Below are 20,015 nucleotides of genomic sequence, written 5' to 3' on the forward strand. Positions count from 1 at the left end.
TATAATATGGTTCGCATTATTCAGATTTTAATAGTTTTGTTTTTTGTTGGATGTGTTTCTAACAGAGATGTAGTATTGGTAAAACAAATTAAAAGTACAAATTCAATTGTATTGAGACTGAAGAAAGACAAAAGTTCTATTTTCAGTTTATCCTATCCTTTATCTTTTAAGATAAGAAAAACAGATAATAGAGACATTTATTATGCGGAAAATTCTTATTTATTCCACAATAAGAATCTTAGTTCTGGTACAGCAGGCTGTTACTTAATGACTTGTGATGAAGATAATTATTTGACATCATCTTATAAAGTATTTAATGGTTCTACATTATATATTATTGATAAAAATGATACTTTACAAAAAAAATTATCAGGATACTTTAACAAAATGATTAATGAAAAGAAAGATACAATTCACGTTTCTTTAAAAGAGTTCAATAGCAACTTTAAAAATATCATAAATAATTTTTTTGAAGGAGATTCTATTTTTTTACATTTCCATGATCATAAAAAATGGCATAATATTCCTGTAAGAGTTTATTTCAATCAATAATAAGAAACTGTTTTGATTTTCTACAAAAAGTTTTTCTCGTCTTGATGTATATCGTTTTCGTGTGTTTTGGGCGATTTTTTGCTCCTTTTCACTCTTATTCTTCGTCAGATAGCCCGCTATCTTCCCCATCACAACATCGAAAAGGAGCAAAAACTCATCCTAAATCATCGCACAATAAATTCAAAATAGTTTAGATAACAGTTTAATAAGTCACTGACTTTTGGTAACTGTATCATTTTATCAAATATTATCTCAATTTTGAACTGAACATTATTTTTGTATTTTTTTAGATTCAAATTCAAAATTGAGATTCTTTTATGCTACAACTACAACATCAGGTATGTATGCTCCACCCGTGAAAAGGCTCTAACAGAACTGCAAAGGACTGGTCCGGCCTGCCATGATAGAGCAGTCCGCCCTCAATGCCAATTCTGCCATCCGGATAACGTTCTCTGAAACCGAATGAATAAGGAGCAAAGTCATAAAACAACTCAATCTCACAAGGACAGTTCGGATTCTTTTCCCAACTCTTCAGACGCTCCAGGCATTTTTGGAGCGTAGTGTCGCCGATGGATTCGGCATACTGCACTACCTTGTCGTAGTGCTCCTGGCTACATAAAATTTTCATATTTGTTATTTTTTATAGGGTTCATACTCAATCAAGGATAAATTCGTCCTCGTAAACTTCCAGTTCCAATCCGCTTTCGCAGATACGTACCAGCCATGTATATGGCAGGCGCTTGATCAATTCGATGTTGCGGTACCCCTTATAAGGGTGTACCAGCGTGGCAAAATCCCCGGCTTTCATATCCATAACCGTTTTTTCAGTTCACCTTTACCCGGTTCAGCAACTGGCCGGAAATCTCATGAAGTTCACGGCAGCGTTCCGGCTGCTGTGCCCGTGCGAATGCCGTGATGCCCTGGGTCAGTTTCCAAAGCGTGGCACCGCCCGTCACCCCGTCGTCCGGGTTATTGTTCATCAGCAGCTTTTCCACCTCGCGGCCCTCGTTCTTCAGCAAGGCTCCCCGCTGTACCAACTGTCTCAGTTCCTTATCGAAATCCACATCCACCTCAGCGGCTCCCTGAATCTCCACGGCCTTTTGCATAAGGGTGTCCCGGCTGTACAGCCCTTTGGTCAGGTCGGAAACCGCCGACACGGTAGTCTGCGTGTCCAGTTCGTAAGTCTTTTGGGAAAGAGCCATTGAGTCCGGCAGCTTCGCCCCCAGATGTACCTGCCGCATGACGGACTCACGCACCATCCCGTTGAGGCATGCCCCGTTAAGCAGGAAGGAACGCATGTCCACCGAACCGTTTCCGTAATCGGACGTGGAGAAACGTGCCCCGGCAAAGATGACGACCGTACCGTTCTTACGGGTGGGGATCTCTATAGGAGTGGGCAGGATGGTCTCGCACCAGACCTTCGTATCGTTCATGTAGGCATCTGAAACGACCGCCCCCTGGTTTGCCGCCTCCCGGATGAATGCGGTCAGGATCTCCACCGAATTGAGCCTCCGGTAGGAATCGGACAATATGCCCCGTACCTCGGTCCCTACCGCCCGGACCAGCACACGCGTCCGTTCCGTCCAGCCCGAATGCTCGTTCAGGATGGTGGCGCACAACTGTTTCTGCCATGCGGCTCCCGCCGAAAGCTCGCGGAGGTATTTTGCCGGGATGCCCATCTTTTCGGAAACCTGGCCGATGGCATTGGCGTGCAGGCTGAAATCCCCTTCGGGCATTGAAAGCTGCACCCGGCCCGCCGCCTTGAACGACACGACAGGACGCTGCTCGCCGTTTCTGCGGCTGACCCCGATAGGTGCGATGTAGTCCTGTGCGATTTTTCCCTCTTCGAGCAGGCGAGTGATGGTGCCCATCACATCCTGTTGCCTGCCTTCGACCATCCGCCGTACCTTGTTAATCACTACCTGATTCAATCCCTGCTGCTTCTGTACCGGCGCAGCTGCCGGCATTGTCAATGTTGCTTCCATAAATGATTCTTGTTTTAATATTGTCAGATAAAGTCTTTCTTCAACAGCTTTTGGGAGCAGCCGCTTTTGAACCGTCCCAGCATCCGTTGGTATTCTTCCTCGCTGTACCCGCCGATGCCGAACAGTTCATAATATCCGGGGAACGGATATTGTTCCGCCTCCGGAGAGTGAATGCTGACCGTCTTGTGTGCAATGACGATATGGCGTACAAAGCGGTAGCATTTGTGCAGGTCTTCCAGTATGGTATATTCACGGTCCGTATGCGGCTCGTAATACCCACAGGAGATATTGACGCAGGAAACCGGAAGCCCCCTTCTTTTCAACATATACACATCCGTTGTGCCACCCTCGACCGGTTTGTAGCCGTATTTCGTGGAGTTGGCACATCCGACAAAGTCGCGTGTACAGAGTTCCGTGCCATGTATGCGGGTGATAAAGTCCGAATTCCCCCATCGGTCGCACTGGAGCACGAAGCGGCAGTCCGAAAAGAAAGCCATGTCCGCCCCCCGGCTTCCTATGCAGCCGTTCTCTTCCTGGACAAAGAAAACGCATTTCATCACCTTGAAATCCTCCAGGCATTTCAGGCAGATCCAGATGCCGTTCTTGTCATCGGCACCGATACCCGTCATACACTTGTGGCGATGGTCGTAACCTATCACCATGGCATCCGCCACCACGTGTGCCCCGTAAGTGCCTGTCCTGTGGCGGTGCACCTCGTCCACATGCGCCACGACGCACGGATAAGTCTTTGCCCGGCCTTTTACGGCATAAAGATTGCCCTGCCGGTCCTGCCTGCAGGAAATGCCCATACGCTTCAACTCCGCCTTGAGGTAACGGAGCATAGGCTTTTCCTTCCCCGACGGGGAAGCTATATTATAGAGTGTAACCAGTCTTTCCATAAGATATTAAGTATTTGAATGTGACACATCAGACACAGGCGTACACCCTTGCGGATATACGCCTGTGACAGTTCTCATGACATGAAAAGTTTTTCCAACTGCAAATAAGTCCTGAACGGCGGGATCGGCCGGCCTTTCTTGAACAGCACGGAAGGATAAACCTCTCCTTTGTAATCCCGTACAGTACCTTTGATCACTTCACCGAAAACGGTGCTGGCATAAAAGGAAGACTTGCATGAGGAGCAGAAAACATTCCCGAAACCGCCGTGTATCTTGCCGCAGCCCGGACATACCTGCATTGTACGGACGGCGCTTCCCCCAATATTCCGGCAGGTGGCAATCTGCCCGTCCCCTTCATAATTTCTCAGTTCTATTTTCCCGGCTTTCATGGCAATGCTGTAAAACGTGTCCATATAAGGCACCCCTTTCTTATGCCAGCGGAAAGCCGGCACATCCACGATGAGTGCCAGTTGGAGTTCTTGCCCTGCCACAATGCCTGTTTCTTGCAGGCTGTTCAATGCCACATATTCCTTGGTATGGTGATAATCGTTGTACTTTTTGCGCAGGAGGATCCCGTTCCGGCGTGCCTCATGCTGCATCATTCCTATGACAAACGCATGGGACGAATATATCCGGTCCGTCAGTGAAACCGTGTCCAGCCCGTAATCATTAACCGGACAGCGCACATGCTCCCACACGATGGCACGTCCGAGCACATTGTTGCTCTCGTCCCTTGCCACCAGGATTTTCGCCCCGGCGAAGTTGGCATAGAAATCCGCGGCATTGCGTGCCTTGTCCGGATAACGCATGCAGGAATTGTGCAGGGTTGATGCCGTATCGTCCGCTATCGGGGAATAATTATCCCCGTCATACGCCTCATAAATGTCCTGCATCCCTTCCAACAGGCGCACGGTCACCTTGCTGTCCACGCAGATGGCGCTGGCGAAATAGGCCATGTCTGTTTCCGGATACTCCGGCAGGTTCTTGAACTGCCTGATGAACGTGGACGGCTCCATATCCACCCGGTTTTCCGGGAACAGGGGCGCCTGCGGATTGTTGCGGTCCGGGAAATTCCCGTTGGACAGGTCCTTGTTACAGGCGGTGAACACGATGCGGATTTTCTGGAACCCGTCGCAGGATGTCCGTTTGCGCTTGGTGGAAAAATGGTTGCAAAATCCCCGCACAATCTCTGTGACATCCACATTCTTCTTCAATTCGGCAAGGATGTCCCTTGCGATGACGCTCCCGTTTTCTGCCGCATGGGCCAGACGGGATTTCAGTTCGCTGCTTGCATTTACTTTCATAATTTGTCTGTTTAATAATGGATTATTCATAAATTCAACACATACTGAGCCGTTCGATGAAATACGGGATGAAGTCATGTTCCAGACCCAGGCTGTCGCATGCCTGTGCGAAATCCTCCGCACGGAGGTCATCCGCATCCCTATAGTCCAATAAGTTGCGTATTTCACCGTCCAGATACTCCTTCGCTTCTTCCGGAGTGCAGCCGCATGAGTTGCAGATCCGGGCAATAATGATTGTTGCCATAGCTGTCATTTTTTAGAATTTATTGTTCTGTTTACAGGAAGTTCCCGGCTTCTCCGGTATTCTTCACCGCTCATCCTGCGTATAGTGGGAATGCCGGTACGGGTAAGCACCGGATTGACCAGCCAGCCGTCGTTGAACTTCTCAGGCTGGAGGCTGTCGTGCCAGATAACCTCGCCTATGCAACCGTGTATGAGCATGTTGCATACGGTCATCAGGCAGCAGGTGCGGTTGATGTCCTCACCGACCAGATAGCCGCCGGGATTGCGTACGTGCCAGGCTAGCAGCAAACGTCCGCTGCCACAGGTAGGATCTCCCATCCGCTGTCCGGGCAGATGCTCTCCCGTATCGGCGCAGGCCGTCATGAGTTCGCAAACCGGCACCGGAGTGAAAAACTGTCCTTGCGCCTGTTTGGATCCCGTAGAAGAGAATGCCATGTAAATGTCACCGAACGGATCATACCAGCTTGTGTCTTCCTTTAACTGGTGTTGCATGAGCCGCACCCATTCGGAAACCATGCCCATGAACGCGGCATTCTGCTGCCGCTTGTATTTCCAGCTCTTGAGTGGGGGTGCGCCGGGGGAGAAACCGTGGATGACAAATGTCAGGAAGTCATTGAATACGGTCAGCGGATCGTAGCCGCAGGCATGGGCGAAATCCGTCATCAGCCTCGCCAAGGGCTGTATTTCTTTAGGAACCGGGTATTGTGCCATCGCTTTCAATTTTTTAGGGTTGTCCGTTTCCGGTTATGAAGGTAAAGCTCTACCTGCCGTGCCACCATGTTACAGAATTTCTGCCCGTTTTCCTCCTCGCTCCTGAAATAGGCCAGCATATCCCACAGGTTGCGGTTGAAGTAAAGCGTCCATTTCTCATAATAGTGCTGTCCGCAGGATTCCCCGAAAGTTTCCTGAAAAAGCGGAAGGGTCAGCCCTTCGCTTGCGTGATGATTGTACTGCCACAGGGATACAACCAGCATTTGTCTGTAGTCCATTGTTACCATACATCCTATTTTTTAATGAGACATCTGCCTGCTTGCAGGCATTCTTATTTCTTGTCGCAAAAGTTGGCGTTTGACCCGGGACCGTGCAAGGCTTGGCGGGAAAAAATACCGCAGCGGAGCGAGGATGATTTTTTCCCGGCCAACCAGCCCCATGGGGGCCGCCTTGCACGGTCAACCGGGCAAACGGTTATTTTTGCCGCAAGAAATGAGGATGACATTCTATCTTCTGTTTTTTGTGCCTGGCGTTTCCTGCAAAAATCTCAAAATGAAGGATGCCTGTTATGTAAAACTCTTCCAGACCGGGAAAAGCGAGTGACTTGAGGCCTTCCAGTCCGTTGCAATAGAAAAAGAAGCTGTCGTCCGTGTCCGGATCTGCCGTTTCCGAAAGCCGGATATTGACTTCCGGATAGGTACCGCCGTCATTCCAGGCAATGGAACAGACGGCATAATCCGGTTTGCAGCCGTTATTCCGGACAAACCTCCTGAAACCGTTCTCCATGTCCTTTTGGACCAGGCCCCGGCTTTCACTCGACGGCGTGTCAATGACGGACAGTTCTTCCGCATAAACTTCCACTTCACTCATGCCGTTCCCTATCAGCAGCACCCGGGAGTCAAAGCCCGGAATTTCCGCTTCCGTTATTCCTGCATTATATTCTTCATTCGTATCAAGCACCTCATAGACGCCTGATGTTTCTCCGGCAGGGTCGTTCCAGTACACTGCCTGTTTTTCCTTGAATTTTCTCATCTTATATTTCCAATCATTATTAGAATTACGAAAGCCCCATCCGGCTGGACAGGGCTTTTGTTTAATCACGCTCAGGTCATTATGCGTTCCGTATGTTCCGTTTCTCTCTTGACGCCCCGGAGGCGCTTCAAGAGGTGCAGGAAAATTTCACGGTCGTAAATACGGTACAGGAACCTTCTGCCTGTTTCCTTAATTTTTCCCGTGAAGGTGACGGACTCCCTGTTTATCGGGTATTGGAAGAATGTCCCGGCTGACAGCAAGGTATAATCGTTCTTTTCCATATAATCCATAAACCGGTCCAGGTCATCGATGCCTTCCGTTCCTGCATAGTAAGTGAAATGATGCCTGCGCAGGCTTCGGAGAATACGGGCGACATCCTTGCGTGCCTCCTGAACGGATTCCGCCTCTCCGGATACGGTCAGGTTGCAGATGAAGCGCTGGCAGCCCTTGTCTGTCACGAAGAAATAGGCGGTGCCCATTCTTCCGCCGTTCCCGTCCGTTCCGGAAACGGCGATGTTCCATTTGCGGATTTCCGGCCTGCAGGTGACACGCCGGTAATGTTCGCCTATCTGACGCTGCAGTTCTTCGTAGGGCAGGTTGACAGGACGGATACCGGTAAAGCACCGGCCGGACACTTTGAAATAAAAGTCATGCAACTCCCAATAATAAGGCTCCGCTTCAAAGAAACTATCGCGGTTTTTACGGATGTTTGAATAAAACGACAGTTCCTCGTACCGTTCCGGGGAGATTTCTCTGAACAGTGTACAGAGAGATTCCATATAGATACGTCCTTTCTTGCGCAACTCTTTCACCCCGAAAGCACACAAGTACGGGTTGCGTTCCTTTTCACGCAATTCCATGAGGGTGTGTCCGGAACCGTCACAATGTACTCCGTCAGACATGACGGTCAGGACATCTCCCCGGAAATACCGGGAATCTGCCACATATTTTTTGCCACGTCCCATATTTTATACGTCTTGAAGGTCCAACATCCTTTTTGCCGCCCGCACTGCATTCATGGTCAGCTGCCGTTGCCACGCCTTGTTCTTGGGGGACCAGCGGAAGCCGTTCGACTTCAGCTCCCTGCGTCTGGCATCGTCGGGGATGCCGTCGAAAAGGATCTGTAACCGGTCGGCCTGTCGGTTCCACACCAGCCTGCCTCCTTCAAAAAGGATTTCACTGTTTTCCTCCTGCCTGGAAGCCTGCATTTTCTCCCGTACGCGGGCCGCCATTTCGGGGAACTGGAAGAAACGGTTGCGCGGGGTAATGACCGGCTTCTTCACGCCTGCGTTACAGATACGGATAAAATCGACGGCTTTCTGTACGGTTTCCACTTCACCCCGGTTGACGTAGGTCATTACCTTGTTCAGGATGCTGCTGACAAAAAGCGCCCGGTTATACCCACGGATTTTCCCGGTATCCAGTTCGTGAATGGTCCGGACACTGTCTGCGATGTCTCTTTTCAGGTTTTTCCAGGCGGCTTCCAGTTTCTCCTCTTCCGGACGGGCTTCCTCCTGCATCCGCTTCATGGCGGCAAGGAAGCGTTCCCGCCAGTTTTCAAACTCCTCCTGCCTGTTCTGGCAGGCCTGCTCCGCCTTTTCCTGTTTCCGGCGGTCGAAGCCTGCCGGTCCGGTCACAGCCGGGCTCGCACACCGTGACAGGCTGCCGAACAAACCGGCAAGGCGCTTCCGGTAGCCTTCCTTATACTGTTCCCGCTTTTCTTCGGGAATGGAAGTCAGGTCGGCACACAACTGCTCCTCATGGCGGCAGATGTCTGTCTGGGCACGCTCTTCCGGGTCAAACGAATTCCACCGGTAGGCGCTGCATGCACTGCCATACAGGTCTTCCAGATAGCCGGGATATCTGCATCCGGTAATTTCCCAGTCCTTGAAATCTGACGGGCGGATTTCCCGTTCTGTCCCGTCTGCCGCCTCTGTGGTATGCACATACGAATGTATTCCCATGCAGCGTTTCCGGAAATGAAAAAGGACGGGAGCTTCGTCCGTCCCCGTCCTTCTGATGCTTTTCGCACGATAGGCATTGCTCTCCGTGAGCATGACAGCCTGTTCTTTCGGAAAGCCCGCTACTTGTCCTTCACGGGGTTTCGGTGTCGTTGTTGTCATCATTGTTCTGTTGGTTTAGTTAAACATAAGTCCTGTCGGGCTTTTTATCTTATCGTTTTCATATCGGTCATAACCTGTTGATAAGCCTGTATATTTCCTCGTCGCTCAACGAATGGAACAGTTCTTCATCCAGGAAATAGAAAAATCCTTCCAGTATGTCTACCGCTTCCATGAGGAGAAGGCTGTCACGTCTCAGCACAGACTCAAACTGTTTTGTGGATACATGCCATCCGTCCACTTCCCGGACCGGATACCTGACTCCGAAATAGCACAGGTAGTTTCTGCCTATTTTCTCTTGATTCTTTTCTGTTTCCATATTTTTCTTTTTTTGATATGGCCGGCTCCCGGAGCCGGTATTTCTGTTTCTTATATGCGAGGTAGTCCCGTGCCGGGATTGTGCAAGGTTTGGCGGGAAAAAATACCGCAGCGAAGCGAGGATGATTTTTTCCCAGCCAATCTGACCTTGCTCAATCCAAAGGCACGGGGCTATCTTTGCTATAAGAAAGAGAAATATAAATAGGGAATCAGGGCTTCATGTCCGCATATTTCGGAGTGATTTGCCGTCATACAGGCTGACAGCCCGTTCCACCAACGGCCGCCGATATGTGTCCGACAACTCCGCATAGAAACGTTCAGCCGCGCCGAATACGCCTTTGTCAGACAACATACACCATTTTTCCCAAAAATGACGGGACATGTTCCCGTACACAATCCTGCACTCTTCCTGGCTCCAGGTATTCCACATATAGTAGAAAAAACTGGAAACTGCATTTTCTGCTTGAATATTCATAACTCTTCTATTTGAGGTTCTATATAGTTCACTTCAGAAACGTTCTTCCTTCCCGTCATATGTCCAGCGGAAAAAGCGGTCTCCCTCAGCCCATTGCATGGCCCGTATGTACAGATAGAACGCTTCTTCCACTGTCAGTCCGTCCGCCGGTACGGATGCCAGCATTTCACCCATACATACTTCACTGTCACCATAACCGGATTTTATTTCCTCCAGTTTCTTATCGCAAAGGGTACTTTGCAAAGGGCTGTTGCCGGAACAGTACAATTCTTCTTCAAAATAGCCCTGTCTGCTTTCAGACATTCCTGCCCGTTTTGGCTCTGTTTTATTTTCCATCTTATCTGCTTTTGAGAATTATACAATGATTGTCAAATTGGTCAAGAGACAATCTTCAATGTTTCACCGAAGAAGGAGTCACATGCTCCATATACATGTTGAATGGAACATTCGGTCTCTGACTTTTCGTTGTCAAGCCTGAAACGGAAACTGTAGCGGTCTTTTGGTTTCAGTTCCAACTTTACATCCTGTTGCAATTCCATTCCGAGCAGGCTGCCGCCGCCGTATATGGAACTGAATATGCCGCAATAGTTACCTTTGGGGATAATGACTTCCTTGAATGAGAATCCGATGTCATATAGGTCTTTTAGACTTACTTTCCCGATATAGGTCAGCAAGTTCGCACCGCAACAGGAATTGATAAGTTCCTGATAGAAATGTTCGTAGGTCACCTGCTCCTTACCGTCACGGCTTTTCCTGTTCGGAAAGCAGCCATGTACCGTGTAGCCCTTTTCCACAAGCATCTTCTTTACCCTGGCAGGATTGAGCCTCAAGGCGTCCACCATGTCACCGAAATAGGACTCCTCGTAACGGTACCCTCCTTGTGATTCCCACCAGTTGGAATTGATGCAGTCATAATCGGAAAGCATCTCCACCCGGACCGGAATGTCATCCGTATGTTTGATCAGCTCCGTCAAAACGTCTGAATCATCACGGGCATAAATCTCGCCCCGTATCTCATCGTCGTGTTCCTCAAAGAAAGATTCCACTTCCTCCTCATCGGAATCATGGAAAAGGACGCATCTTTCCTTGAGTTTTTCCATAATCTCTTTGGCCGCCTCCCATTCGGAATCCCAGCACCATTCTTCCGCCTTTTCCCAAAGAGGCTCCGGACTTCTCTTATTCAGACATTCCTGAAGCAGGCCGCGGTTGCCGTCAAGATTGTCCCGGTAGTCCGTCCATACCAGCGTATAGGATTCTTCCATCAGTGATTTCACCAATTCCATTGTCAGTTTTTTCTTCATCTGTCTTACCTGTGTACGGCAGGATTTGATTTCCCGTACATGATGTGTATGAAAGTGCATAAATGAAAAAAGGCGGCCTTGCGGTCGCCCTTCCGTTATTTTTCTTCTAGCCTTATTTTGACAAGCTGCCTGAAACGTGCGGCTATTTCCCCGCATTTGCTCCAGGCAAGTTCCTTATACTTGCGGCGAATGGCGCAATATTCCGGCCAGGATTTGCCCCTGAGTTCATCCCGGTAGGAATCCATGCGCAGTTCGGGGTATTCCCGGAACAGCGTTTCAAATTCCTTGTGCCATTTGCGTGTCTGCCACAAGCCTTCCGCCACCAGGGTAATGAAGCGGAACAGCTGTTCATCTGTCCTTACATCCAACGCACGGAAGTGGTCAATCCTTGGCCATACATTATTGGAATGCTGCCACGTTTCTATTTGGTGGGTATGGGCGTTATAAACCATTTGGGTAATTATCTGATAACTCATATTTGCCTGTTTTAAATCAAACTGTCATTCCTGCAAGTCTTCATAGTAAGGGACATTGAAATGCGCAGCCGCTTCGTCCATCTCCTCCAAGCGGATTGCTTCCACATCCGGTGTCTCACCGGCATTGCCGTTTATCCGTCCGTTAATCTTCCGGTGCATACGGCGGACTATCTTGCGCATTGCCTCATCATCCGTATCCTTTGTACAGAACGGGCAGGAAAGGTTTTCAAGCTCGTAACGGGTCAGGACGGTAGTGCCATAGCGGAAAGGCTTTTTGTAAAAGGCGTCGTCCGTGTCAGCCGGCTGGGGCTCGGGCGCGGGATCGAGGCTGTGGCTGAAAACAATGTAATTGGCGCCGCCCCGTTGGGTCTGGTTGTTTTCCCGGAAGAAGTCCAGGTCCCATTGCGTCAGCCGGAAGCGCTTGCGGTTGCCTGCCAGGTAATCCGTCACGGCTTCCTTGGAGGAAAAGGGGGCGACCAGTTCCATGCTGGCCGTGCTCAGCCAGGCATCGCAACGGTAGAGTAGCCAGACTTCCTTTTCTTCTGAAGAGGGCTTGCTTGCCCGTTTGCTAAATTCATAAATCGCGTTGTCCATGCTGCCGAATACGAAACGGACCTTGTCTATCAAAGGAAAGTCCGCTGAATGGATGCTAAAACGTCTTTCGACAAAACTGCGGAAAGTGCCGTTGTTCAAATATTCCTGCGCCTCCTTGTCTTCGGGAGCCAACACGATATCAACACCGATGAAGTCATTTTCGGAGAGTACGTGTCTTGTTAAATTATATTCCTCCTCCACTTCATATACAGCAAGTGTGGGATTTTCCGCTTCCACCGTCACTACACGTCGGAGCAGTTCTTCAATGGCGATTTTGTATTCCATATTACTTTGTTTTATGAGTGGATGATTTCAAGTATTTCTTTATCACTCAGTGCGTGAATGTCCTCATCGCTCAGGAAACAGGCGAATTCTTCCAGCATTCCGGCCGCTTCCATCAGCAAAGAACCGTCAAATTCCAGTCTGGCTTCCAGCCGTTCCGTGGAGACCTTATATCCGTCCACTTCACGCACAGGATATGCTATTCCGAAATAATATACGCTGTCTGTAGGATACTTGCCGTTAATTCTCGTTTGGTTTACTTCTGTTCTCATATTTGCTATCTTTTATACAGTTAGACATGACCGGCTCCCGGAGCCAGTATTTCTGTTTCTTACGTGCAAGGTTGCTTCCTGCCGGGATTGTGCAAGGCTTGGCGGGAAAAAATACCGCAGCGAAGCGAGGATGATTTTTTCCCGGCCAACCCCAACGGGGCATGGCCTTGCTCAATCCAAAGGCAGGGGGCTAGATTTGCTGTAAGAAAGAGAAATGCAGAAAAAAGAAATTGCAGGACGGAACTTATAAAAAGGAAGAATTGAATAAAGTTTGGTGTTTGGCAGAATTCTTAGTGATAATTTGGCTAAGGTAAAGGCTTTGCGTTCATTTGTACTTGAATCTTAAGAGTGAAAAAAACATTGCAGAATAGTGAAGTTGGGTAGTTTACGAATCATTACCTATAGTCTCCTTGAAGACTTATAAATATCTGATTTGTAAACAGCTACATATTAGGAATGGAATTTCGAATATACTTCTCAAAGTATACAATTTTTTGGTTCCAAAATTATTTTCGGCAGAGTTGTAGAATACTATACAAAACATTGACAATAAAAAAATAGAAACTCGATAATTGACTTTCTTACGGTATTTAGTCTGCTTAGTCTGCCGTCCTCTACAAATAGTTAATTTTGTATCTGAATTGCCGCACGTTTAACCTGTTTGACACCCGATTTAGGGTTACGGGTGAAGTACGATTTGGAAAATGTTGCTCCGGTTTGACCTGTCTTTTTTGTGGCTTCGGTTAACTTCACCGATTCCTGCTCCAAAGTCCTAAAAGCTTAATTATAAATAATCTGTTCCATATTTCCCAATCTCGGATTTTCTTTTTATCTTTGTCATTAAAAGGACAATAAATGTTAGGATTAAATAGATATTACTTGAATGAGTCTTATGACCGTTTAAACAGTATATGTATTTTCATTAGTCATCAGAAGAAAGATTCTTCTGATGCAAAAAAGATAGCAGACTATTTAATGGTTGCAGAACTGGATGTGTATTTTGATGAATATGATCAAAATATAGATAGGAGTAATCCTTATTCGGTAGTCAATGCAATAAAAGTTGGTTTAAAACGAAGTACACATCTGTTATGTATTATTTCCCAAAACTCTCTAGAATCCAAGTGGGTGCCTTGGGAAATTGGATATGCGTATGATAATAAAATTTTGGTCGGTCTTACATTGCGAGATTTATCAAAATCATTTTTACCTGAATATTTACAAGTTATTCAAATATTAAGGGATACAAAATCACTAAATGAATTCATTGCTCAAACTCTCAAATCACCTTCCGATAGACTTGTATTAGAAGGTAGGATGAGACATTACTATGATATACAAAGTCCCTTATGGAATGTATTAGATATGAGGCTATTTGTAAGTTATACATTGAAAGATGGTTATCTTGATACATCTCTTTTGTTGAAGGTGAAAGAACTGTATAAAAATTGTGATTCCTGTTATATAGACATAATTGATAATGATAGTATAGATAAGCAAGGTCGTGTAGAACAAGAACTCCAATCTGCTGATGCACTCCTTCTTATTGAAACTCCAATGGCGATGCAGTCAAAATGGGTAAAGTACGAATTGGATGTAGCAAAAAAAAGAAATATTGTTATTATTAAAAGTGACATCAACAAAATAAAAAGAGAAATATGCAAACACCGTTAAGCGTTTATTTGCTTATAGATAAAAATAACAGACAGGCAACAGAAATATTTAATAAATTCTACACCTTGCTCTGTCGTGATGTAGAAAAGCCACTATCGGATGGCTTGGATATTCCTGTTTATCTTATTTCAAATGATGAAAACGGGGAAATAAAGCCCATTGATTTTAAACAAAGCGAGAAGAACGCAATATTCTTCTTTGCTGATATGGCTGTATATTTGGGAGACACAAAATGGCGGGATTATATTCTTGAATTGAAGAAAAAAATAGAAGATGGTACACCTGCTATGTTATACTGTGTGAAACAATTTGAATATGCTACAGATCTTAGTTATCTTAACAAAGATCAAATGATTCTCCCATCTAATAACGATATCATTGCAGATTGGGACGAAGTTTCTTCTCATATTTATGATTGCCTTATTCGGTATATGAAAGACATGCCTCAGAGCAAATTGAAGTTGTTTATAAGTCATGCCAAAAGAGATGGACTAGCAATTGCTGAGAATCTTAGAAATAGTATTCGTTCTAAAACAAAATTAGATAGTTTCTTTGACAAAAATGACATTATTGAAGGAGTAGATTTTGAAAATCAGATAAGAGAAAATGTCAAAAGTTCACTCTTGATGGTTCTCGACTCGGATGCTTATGGTACTCGTCAATGGTGTCAGAAAGAAATCCTATGTGCTAAGAAATGCGGTGTTCCAATAGTTGTAGTGGATATGCATAGTGATGTAATAACAAGAACGTTCCCTTATATGGGGAATGTCCCAAGCATCCGGCTAAAAGAGGATAACTTGGATACGGCTATTAACCTCTTGTTGCGCACAGGTTTGAGATATGAGTACCAAAAGAATTATTTGACTAAAATAGTAAAGGAAGGTGATAATAATGATTTTGAAATTTTAAGTTATCAGCCTGAACTTTTGGATATATATATGCTGAAAAAAAATAATGTGCTGTATCCAGAGCCTCCTATAAGTGAAGAAGAAAGGAGAATACTTAATAGTACGAAAAAGAAATTCATCACACCATTGGAAAAGGAAGGTTTACTTCTACATGGAGAATTGATATCTATCTCTGTGTCCAATACAAATGAGAATCGTCCTGACGAGATCTTACTAAGAGATATGGTAGTTGAAATATCAAGGTATATTTTGAATGCAGGTGGTAAGATTCTCTATGGAGGTAGTGGGGCTCAAGATGGATATGTAAGTTTATTCAGTCAAATATCAGAGAAGTATGGTAAGATTAAGGTAGAAAACGAGGGTGAAGATGTACTTGAAGATGAAGTCTATATCTATAATTATTATGCATGGCCATATATGAATGTCTTATCTAATGATGACATGGCATACTTAAAGCACTGTCATCTCTGTGCTCAACAAATTTATCCTGATGGAATTAGCGAGGAACAGAAAAAATCAATACCTTCTGCACAAGATGAAGAGGGGAAAAAACAAATAATAAATTCTTTATCACACATGCGGGATGTCCGTTGTCGTGAAGCTAGGGCATTCATAATCGTTGGTGGAAAAACAAAAGGCTCTCTAACGTCAATCCCAGGTATTTTAGATGAATATATTAAAGCGCGTGCAACAGGAAAACCAATATACCTTCTTGGCGGTTTTGGAGGTGAGGCAGCCCTTATATCCAGTAGTGTTATAGGTCGAAAGGAGATAATTGATTCTATAAAAGATGACACATACGAATCTTTGAATAATGGATTGGATTATGAAGAAAATAGGCGCCTTCTATGCTCAAAAAATGTATTTGAAGTTATAAGGCTTATTATCAAGGGAATGAAAAATGTTATAAAACCAAAATGATATGGCAGATTTACATAATGTTTTCATAAGCCATTATAGTGGTGACGTCCAACGAACTCGGGAACTACAAGAACGCCTTGCTGCAAATGGTTGTACTGTTCGAAATAGTGCAGCTAAAGAAGATGAAGGAGGAATAATTCGTAATAAGAAAGGGAAACTGGTTTCGGATGCCGTTATAGCTCGATATCTTAAAATGAGGATTAATTGGGCGGGTACTTTTATTGTAATCATCGGTGAACACACGCATGAACGTGCATGGGTAAACTATGAGATAGAACAAGCTAATAAGATGGGTAAACGTATTGTTGGTATTTATAATTATGGTTGTAAGGAAAAGGTTCCTTTGCCTGGAGCCTTCGAGAAATATGGCAATACTCTTATTGGCTGGAACTCGCTTGATAAACTTTCAGATATTATAAACGGAGGTAATGTTCCATTTGAGAATTTTGAGGGTTCACCGGCTACGGCTGGTTCATATCCAATGATTTATATAAAATGCGATTAAGATTATGAAATGTTATAGTTATAAAATGGACCATGATTTCGGTTTTGCCCCGAATCCTTTTTGGGGGGTTATGACCTTGGCTACTTGTAAAGGCAGACTCCGTAGAAGTAGGAATTTAGAGATTGGTGACTGGGTCATTGCGACAGGAGGCCGTGTGCTTCATAAATATATTGAACACCTTATCTTTGCTATGAAAGTGGATGAAATTATTACTTTCGATCAATACTGGAATAATCCAAATTTTCAGTGTAAGAAACCATTTTTCAATGGTTCAGTAATACAAATGTATGGAGACAATGTTTACCATACTAATCCTCAAACAGGAGAGGTTATACAGGAACGGTGTGCTCATACTGTAGAAGGAAAGAATCCTAAAGACACTGAACAGTATGGACGTGATATACGTGGAAAGAATGTTTTAATTTCTAGAAACTTTTATTATTTTGGGGTAAATGCACCTGAGCTGCCTGATGAATTCAAATGTATGGCAAGCACTGTTAGGGATATAGAATGTTACCATGTAGACGAAAAGACAGTAAAGAAGTTCGTAGATTGGTTGCAATCAAACTATAAAGTCGGAATTCATGGGGACCCTATAAATTGGCAAGAATTCCCATTTAAACCATATCCAATCCCTAAGTTATGAAGCGAAGTAATGAGATAATACCCAATGACAACGTTCTTCGCTATTATTTTTATTTTATGCAGGAACGGATGAATATCTTCTGGCGTAAATGCGAGGGGAAGGAAGTCCTTACGCAAGACCCTATACTTCGTGAGTATAAGTTTACTAATGTATATCGGGCTTGTGACCGTGTAAGTCAATATCTTATTCGTGATGTTATCTATAAAGATATAGAACTTTACACCCCTGAAGATGTGATTCTTCGAGTGCTGGTTTTTAAGATATTTAATAAGATTGAGACATGGGAATATCTCCTTAAAGAGTATGGAGATATCACCATGAATCATTTTGATGTAGATCGAATCAGTTATCTGTTATTGCTTCGCAGAAACAATTTCCCTGTATTCAACAACGCATACATGATGACAGGCTCGGATAGAAAATATGACTATCTGAAATTCAAACATGAGAAGTGGTTGACTATGGTTGAAAAAGAATTCATTGGTGATGGCATTATATATAAAGTGTTAAAAGCAAAAACACTGGAAGAAGTTTTTAATTTATTGGAATGCTGTACATTTATTGGTGGTTTCCTTGCTTATCAATATGCCATTGATTTCAACTATACACCGTACGTCAATTTCAGTGAAAATTCTTTTGTAAAAGCAGGAATCGGAGCTATTAGAGGCATTAAGAAGTGCTTTATCAGCTATGGACGTAATTATGAAGATGCCATTTTTTACATTCAACAGCATCTTGATGAGTTGAGAAAGAGATATGGTTATGATAATTTTAAACCTCTTCCAGGACATGAGCCTACTTTGATAGACTTGCAGAATTGTTTCTGCGAAACAGATAAGTTTCTACGTGTGAAAATGCCGGAATTGCAAATAGATAATGTAAGGATTAAGCAACATTATAAGCCTACTTTTGGGGAAATGAAATATCTGTTCCCAGATAAGTGGGGTATAAATGATAAAATAAACGGGTTATGTTCGCAGAAGAATACAAAGGAATTAACTCTTTTTTAGTTGGTGCATCAAATTTACTTTGTAAATACGGTGTAAAAAGAGAAACTAGAGATAATATTTGTTATGAACTTCCTGAGCCATTCTACTTCAAAATTGCTGAGCCAACAGCGAGAATTGTTACCATCCCTTGCCGTAAATGGAGTAAAACCTTACCTTATGCAGAGTCTTTGTGGATAGCCTCTGGCCGTAATGACCTTGATTATATTACCTACTATTTGAGACGTATGCGGGATTTTTCTGATGACCAAGTGTTTGCTCGTGGTGCTTATGGTCCTCGTCTTCGCCATTTCAATGGATCAAAGACTGACTATAAAGTTACAGAAACCTTAAATGCTTCTAGTGTTGAGATTGATCAGCTGAGATATATTGTGGAGTGTTTTAATGCAGAAACTTCTACAAGGCGTGCAATCATCTCTATGGGTGATGTTATGAAGGATGACTTTGATACAGAAGGCTGTTTGAAAAAGACATTGGATATTCCATGTACTCGGGAGCTTCATTTTATAAAGCAGCCAAGCTCCAATAAATTGGATGTCATTGTGAAGATGCGCTCAAACGATATAATTTGGGGTGCCAGTGCAGTTAATATCTTTAACTACACTTTCATGCAAGAATATATGGCTGCAATTCTAGGCCTTGAAGTGGGCAATTATTTTCATTTTGCTGATAACTTCCATTATTATGATCGCCACAAGGAAATGGTTGAACAATTATCAGAAATAAAAGAAGTGGTTGATGAGCCTTATACATATGATAAGACTTTCCGAAATCTGTCAGATTTTGACAATTTAGTGAAAGGATTGTCTTCCGAGGAAAGAAAAATGAGATCAGGCAAAGGTTATTCATACCGTGAAATTTCAGATCCATTCTTCAGAGATTGGTATAATGTGCTCTACTTGTATAATAGAGAAGCGAAAGTGGAGTTTGTGAATCCAACCTTACCCCAATTATATAATAGCATATGAACAAGGCGTACGAGATAAGTAAAAACGCTTAGCATCTACCTCTCTATAGTAATCTTTGTCAAATCTTCATCAGAAATATATGCTCGATGATAAGAATTTAATGATTGATTGTGAAGATATTGGATTTCTTATGACTCATCAAAATTTATTTGTACCTTTGCATTAGAACATCCAGCGCACTTGTTAATTACGATTTTCATACTGCGCTATAAAAGGAGCTAATAAAGGTTTGCCCTTTTTTAATGGGAATCATGGGGATATATCATGAAGATTAACTTTCCCCCTTATAATCATTGCCACATCAACAAAATTTCGTATATTTGCCAAACGGAATAAGGCAAATTCCTAAAAGAAAAATATAGAGGCTATATAGGTGCAAAATCGGGTGCTTTTTTCAAATAGTGTTTTATAACTTGTTGAATATTAAACATTAGCTTTGAGGCAGGTAGTCCCGTCCGCACCGCAATAAACATTGAGAATCAATGTTCTACAGAACAAACACCCGACTTTACACCCAAGAATGTAAAGTCGGGTGTTTTTCATTAAGAAGCAAAAAGAAAGGGGCTTAACTTACTTGAGTTTGCCCCTTATCTTGATGTATGCTCGGCATGAGTATTAGCTAACGGGTGCAAGTCCCTAATGAGCCCTAATAGCGGGAATCATACAGCCCAAAGCAAGGGTGTCCATCGCGAGTTGGAATCTGAAAGAAGCTTGCGGCAAACATCTGGTCTGACGGACAGAAACTTCATATAAGGCATAAGACTGTGGGTAAGGTTGCATCACAAATCAAAGCCCTATAGCTATTCGGAACAGTCAATGTAA

The 20,015-nt window shown here is 44.3% G+C and carries 25 protein-coding genes; 7 read left to right on the forward strand and 18 right to left on the reverse strand.

Annotated features, from left to right (window positions below; all coding sequences use genetic code 11):
• Positions 1–6 precede the first annotated feature (6 nt).
• A complete protein-coding gene (locus B5F71_RS08590) occupies positions 7–552 on the forward strand; it encodes a hypothetical protein (RefSeq protein ID WP_087209317.1) in 546 nt (181 codons plus the stop codon).
• A 334-nt stretch (positions 553–886) separates the two neighbouring features.
• On the opposite strand, the gene B5F71_RS08595 is transcribed toward B5F71_RS08590, so the two are convergent.
• From B5F71_RS08595 to B5F71_RS08680, 18 genes are all read right to left on the reverse strand, one after another.
• Positions 887–1,180 carry a DUF4120 family protein gene (locus B5F71_RS08595; RefSeq protein WP_087209319.1) on the reverse strand — a complete coding sequence of 98 codons (294 nt, stop codon included), beginning with the start codon at positions 1,178–1,180 and terminating at the stop codon, positions 887–889.
• A 27-nt stretch (positions 1,181–1,207) separates the two neighbouring features.
• Positions 1,208–1,366, reverse strand: a complete 159-nt coding sequence (locus tag B5F71_RS20235; protein WP_158098066.1) for a hypothetical protein — start codon at positions 1,364–1,366, stop codon at positions 1,208–1,210.
• A 10-nt stretch (positions 1,367–1,376) separates the two neighbouring features.
• On the reverse strand, positions 1,377–2,537 hold the full coding sequence (locus B5F71_RS08600; RefSeq protein ID WP_087209322.1) for a hypothetical protein: 1,161 nt from the start codon (positions 2,535–2,537) through the stop codon (positions 1,377–1,379).
• A gap of 23 nt (positions 2,538–2,560) precedes the next feature.
• Positions 2,561–3,436: a hypothetical protein gene (locus tag B5F71_RS08605; RefSeq protein ID WP_087209325.1), complete on the reverse strand. Its 876-nt coding sequence runs from the start codon at positions 3,434–3,436 to the stop codon at positions 2,561–2,563.
• A gap of 74 nt (positions 3,437–3,510) precedes the next feature.
• Positions 3,511–4,740, reverse strand: coding sequence for a hypothetical protein (locus B5F71_RS08610; protein WP_087209327.1), 1,230 nt, complete (start codon positions 4,738–4,740; stop codon positions 3,511–3,513).
• A gap of 34 nt (positions 4,741–4,774) precedes the next feature.
• Positions 4,775–4,984, reverse strand: a complete 210-nt coding sequence (locus B5F71_RS08615) for a hypothetical protein (RefSeq protein WP_013617165.1) — start codon at positions 4,982–4,984, stop codon at positions 4,775–4,777.
• A 5-nt stretch (positions 4,985–4,989) separates the two neighbouring features.
• Entirely contained in the window at positions 4,990–5,694 is a 705-nt protein-coding gene (locus B5F71_RS08620; protein ID WP_087209330.1) for an N-6 DNA methylase, read from the reverse strand.
• A gap of 5 nt (positions 5,695–5,699) precedes the next feature.
• Positions 5,700–5,981, reverse strand: a complete 282-nt coding sequence (locus tag B5F71_RS08625; RefSeq protein ID WP_087209333.1) for a hypothetical protein — start codon at positions 5,979–5,981, stop codon at positions 5,700–5,702.
• Between the two features lie 187 nt (positions 5,982–6,168).
• A complete protein-coding gene (locus tag B5F71_RS20605) occupies positions 6,169–6,726 on the reverse strand; it encodes a hypothetical protein (protein ID WP_087209335.1) in 558 nt (185 codons plus the stop codon).
• A gap of 71 nt (positions 6,727–6,797) precedes the next feature.
• Positions 6,798–7,691, reverse strand: coding sequence for a hypothetical protein (locus B5F71_RS08640; protein WP_087209340.1), 894 nt, complete (start codon positions 7,689–7,691; stop codon positions 6,798–6,800).
• 3 nt (positions 7,692–7,694) lie between these two features.
• Positions 7,695–8,852, reverse strand: a complete 1,158-nt coding sequence (locus tag B5F71_RS08645; RefSeq protein WP_087209342.1) for a hypothetical protein — start codon at positions 8,850–8,852, stop codon at positions 7,695–7,697.
• 64 nt (positions 8,853–8,916) lie between these two features.
• Positions 8,917–9,165 (reverse strand): hypothetical protein, encoded by a 249-nt coding sequence (locus B5F71_RS08650; RefSeq protein ID WP_087209345.1) that lies wholly within the window; start codon positions 9,163–9,165, stop codon positions 8,917–8,919.
• A 216-nt stretch (positions 9,166–9,381) separates the two neighbouring features.
• Entirely contained in the window at positions 9,382–9,639 is a 258-nt protein-coding gene (locus B5F71_RS08655) for a hypothetical protein (RefSeq protein ID WP_087209347.1), read from the reverse strand.
• Positions 9,640–9,672: 33 nt separating this feature from the next.
• Positions 9,673–9,975 (reverse strand): hypothetical protein, encoded by a 303-nt coding sequence (locus tag B5F71_RS08660; RefSeq protein WP_241148579.1) that lies wholly within the window; start codon positions 9,973–9,975, stop codon positions 9,673–9,675.
• A 41-nt stretch (positions 9,976–10,016) separates the two neighbouring features.
• Entirely contained in the window at positions 10,017–10,940 is a 924-nt protein-coding gene (locus B5F71_RS08665) for a hypothetical protein (protein ID WP_087209389.1), read from the reverse strand.
• A 95-nt stretch (positions 10,941–11,035) separates the two neighbouring features.
• Positions 11,036–11,416, reverse strand: coding sequence for a hypothetical protein (locus tag B5F71_RS08670; RefSeq protein WP_087209350.1), 381 nt, complete (start codon positions 11,414–11,416; stop codon positions 11,036–11,038).
• 24 nt (positions 11,417–11,440) lie between these two features.
• A complete protein-coding gene (locus tag B5F71_RS08675) occupies positions 11,441–12,295 on the reverse strand; it encodes a DpnD/PcfM family protein (RefSeq protein ID WP_087209353.1) in 855 nt (284 codons plus the stop codon).
• An 11-nt stretch (positions 12,296–12,306) separates the two neighbouring features.
• On the reverse strand, positions 12,307–12,564 hold the full coding sequence (locus tag B5F71_RS08680) for a hypothetical protein (protein WP_087209356.1): 258 nt from the start codon (positions 12,562–12,564) through the stop codon (positions 12,307–12,309).
• Between the two features lie 855 nt (positions 12,565–13,419).
• Between B5F71_RS08680 and B5F71_RS08690 the strand changes: the two genes are divergently transcribed.
• From B5F71_RS08690 to B5F71_RS08715, 6 genes are read left to right on the forward strand one after another with little or no spacing between them, the layout of a single operon-like run.
• Positions 13,420–14,238, forward strand: a complete 819-nt coding sequence (locus B5F71_RS08690) for a toll/interleukin-1 receptor domain-containing protein (protein ID WP_087209359.1) — start codon at positions 13,420–13,422, stop codon at positions 14,236–14,238.
• Positions 14,223–16,067 (forward strand): TIR domain-containing protein, encoded by a 1,845-nt coding sequence (locus B5F71_RS08695; RefSeq protein WP_087209362.1) that lies wholly within the window; start codon positions 14,223–14,225, stop codon positions 16,065–16,067. The genes B5F71_RS08690 and B5F71_RS08695 overlap by 16 nt, the downstream gene beginning before the upstream one ends.
• A 1-nt stretch (position 16,068) precedes the next feature.
• Positions 16,069–16,572 (forward strand): TIR domain-containing protein, encoded by a 504-nt coding sequence (locus B5F71_RS08700; RefSeq protein ID WP_087209367.1) that lies wholly within the window; start codon positions 16,069–16,071, stop codon positions 16,570–16,572.
• 4 nt (positions 16,573–16,576) lie between these two features.
• On the forward strand, positions 16,577–17,218 hold the full coding sequence (locus B5F71_RS08705; RefSeq protein WP_087209370.1) for a hypothetical protein: 642 nt from the start codon (positions 16,577–16,579) through the stop codon (positions 17,216–17,218).
• Positions 17,215–18,228 carry a nucleotide kinase domain-containing protein gene (locus B5F71_RS08710; RefSeq protein WP_087209373.1) on the forward strand — a complete coding sequence of 338 codons (1,014 nt, stop codon included), beginning with the start codon at positions 17,215–17,217 and terminating at the stop codon, positions 18,226–18,228. The genes B5F71_RS08705 and B5F71_RS08710 overlap by 4 nt, the downstream gene beginning before the upstream one ends.
• A complete protein-coding gene (locus B5F71_RS08715) occupies positions 18,189–19,193 on the forward strand; it encodes a thymidylate synthase (protein ID WP_087209377.1) in 1,005 nt (334 codons plus the stop codon). Before B5F71_RS08710 ends, B5F71_RS08715 begins: the two co-directional genes overlap by 40 nt.
• The last annotated feature ends 822 nt before the right edge of the window (positions 19,194–20,015 follow it).

This window comes from Bacteroides sp. An269, from assembly GCF_002159755.1.
Taxonomy (GTDB): domain Bacteria; phylum Bacteroidota; class Bacteroidia; order Bacteroidales; family Bacteroidaceae; genus Phocaeicola; species Phocaeicola intestinalis.

What these genes read in the sequence shown, in the direction of transcription:
- B5F71_RS08710 (WP_087209373.1), top strand. Translation starts at nt 17,215, where the DNA reads ATGAAGCGAAGTAATGAGATAATACCCAATGACAACGTTCTTCGCTAT.
- B5F71_RS08670 (WP_087209350.1), bottom strand. Translation starts at nt 11,416, where the DNA reads ATGAGTTATCAGATAATTACCCAAATGGTTTATAACGCCCATACCCAC.
- B5F71_RS08660 (WP_241148579.1), bottom strand. Translation starts at nt 9,975, where the DNA reads ATGGAAAATAAAACAGAGCCAAAACGGGCAGGAATGTCTGAAAGCAGA.
- B5F71_RS08655 (WP_087209347.1), bottom strand. Translation starts at nt 9,639, where the DNA reads ATGAATATTCAAGCAGAAAATGCAGTTTCCAGTTTTTTCTACTATATG.
- B5F71_RS08640 (WP_087209340.1), bottom strand. Translation starts at nt 7,691, where the DNA reads ATGGGACGTGGCAAAAAATATGTGGCAGATTCCCGGTATTTCCGGGGA.
- B5F71_RS08690 (WP_087209359.1), top strand. Translation starts at nt 13,420, where the DNA reads ATGTTAGGATTAAATAGATATTACTTGAATGAGTCTTATGACCGTTTA.
- B5F71_RS08625 (WP_087209333.1), bottom strand. Translation starts at nt 5,981, where the DNA reads ATGGTAACAATGGACTACAGACAAATGCTGGTTGTATCCCTGTGGCAG.
- B5F71_RS08620 (WP_087209330.1), bottom strand. Translation starts at nt 5,694, where the DNA reads ATGGCACAATACCCGGTTCCTAAAGAAATACAGCCCTTGGCGAGGCTG.
- B5F71_RS08605 (WP_087209325.1), bottom strand. Translation starts at nt 3,436, where the DNA reads ATGGAAAGACTGGTTACACTCTATAATATAGCTTCCCCGTCGGGGAAG.
- B5F71_RS08680 (WP_087209356.1), bottom strand. Translation starts at nt 12,564, where the DNA reads ATGAGAACAGAAGTAAACCAAACGAGAATTAACGGCAAGTATCCTACA.
- B5F71_RS08705 (WP_087209370.1), top strand. Translation starts at nt 16,577, where the DNA reads ATGAAATGTTATAGTTATAAAATGGACCATGATTTCGGTTTTGCCCCG.
- B5F71_RS08675 (WP_087209353.1), bottom strand. Translation starts at nt 12,295, where the DNA reads ATGGAATACAAAATCGCCATTGAAGAACTGCTCCGACGTGTAGTGACG.
- B5F71_RS08645 (WP_087209342.1), bottom strand. Translation starts at nt 8,852, where the DNA reads ATGATGACAACAACGACACCGAAACCCCGTGAAGGACAAGTAGCGGGC.
- B5F71_RS08715 (WP_087209377.1), top strand. Translation starts at nt 18,189, where the DNA reads ATGTTCGCAGAAGAATACAAAGGAATTAACTCTTTTTTAGTTGGTGCA.
- B5F71_RS20605 (WP_087209335.1), bottom strand. Translation starts at nt 6,726, where the DNA reads ATGAGAAAATTCAAGGAAAAACAGGCAGTGTACTGGAACGACCCTGCC.
- B5F71_RS08700 (WP_087209367.1), top strand. Translation starts at nt 16,069, where the DNA reads ATGGCAGATTTACATAATGTTTTCATAAGCCATTATAGTGGTGACGTC.
- B5F71_RS08595 (WP_087209319.1), bottom strand. Translation starts at nt 1,180, where the DNA reads ATGAAAATTTTATGTAGCCAGGAGCACTACGACAAGGTAGTGCAGTAT.
- B5F71_RS08610 (WP_087209327.1), bottom strand. Translation starts at nt 4,740, where the DNA reads ATGAAAGTAAATGCAAGCAGCGAACTGAAATCCCGTCTGGCCCATGCG.
- B5F71_RS08650 (WP_087209345.1), bottom strand. Translation starts at nt 9,165, where the DNA reads ATGGAAACAGAAAAGAATCAAGAGAAAATAGGCAGAAACTACCTGTGC.
- B5F71_RS08615 (WP_013617165.1), bottom strand. Translation starts at nt 4,984, where the DNA reads ATGGCAACAATCATTATTGCCCGGATCTGCAACTCATGCGGCTGCACT.
- B5F71_RS08665 (WP_087209389.1), bottom strand. Translation starts at nt 10,940, where the DNA reads ATGAAGAAAAAACTGACAATGGAATTGGTGAAATCACTGATGGAAGAA.
- B5F71_RS08600 (WP_087209322.1), bottom strand. Translation starts at nt 2,537, where the DNA reads ATGGAAGCAACATTGACAATGCCGGCAGCTGCGCCGGTACAGAAGCAG.
- B5F71_RS20235 (WP_158098066.1), bottom strand. Translation starts at nt 1,366, where the DNA reads ATGGATATGAAAGCCGGGGATTTTGCCACGCTGGTACACCCTTATAAG.
- B5F71_RS08590 (WP_087209317.1), top strand. Translation starts at nt 7, where the DNA reads ATGGTTCGCATTATTCAGATTTTAATAGTTTTGTTTTTTGTTGGATGT.
- B5F71_RS08695 (WP_087209362.1), top strand. Translation starts at nt 14,223, where the DNA reads ATGCAAACACCGTTAAGCGTTTATTTGCTTATAGATAAAAATAACAGA.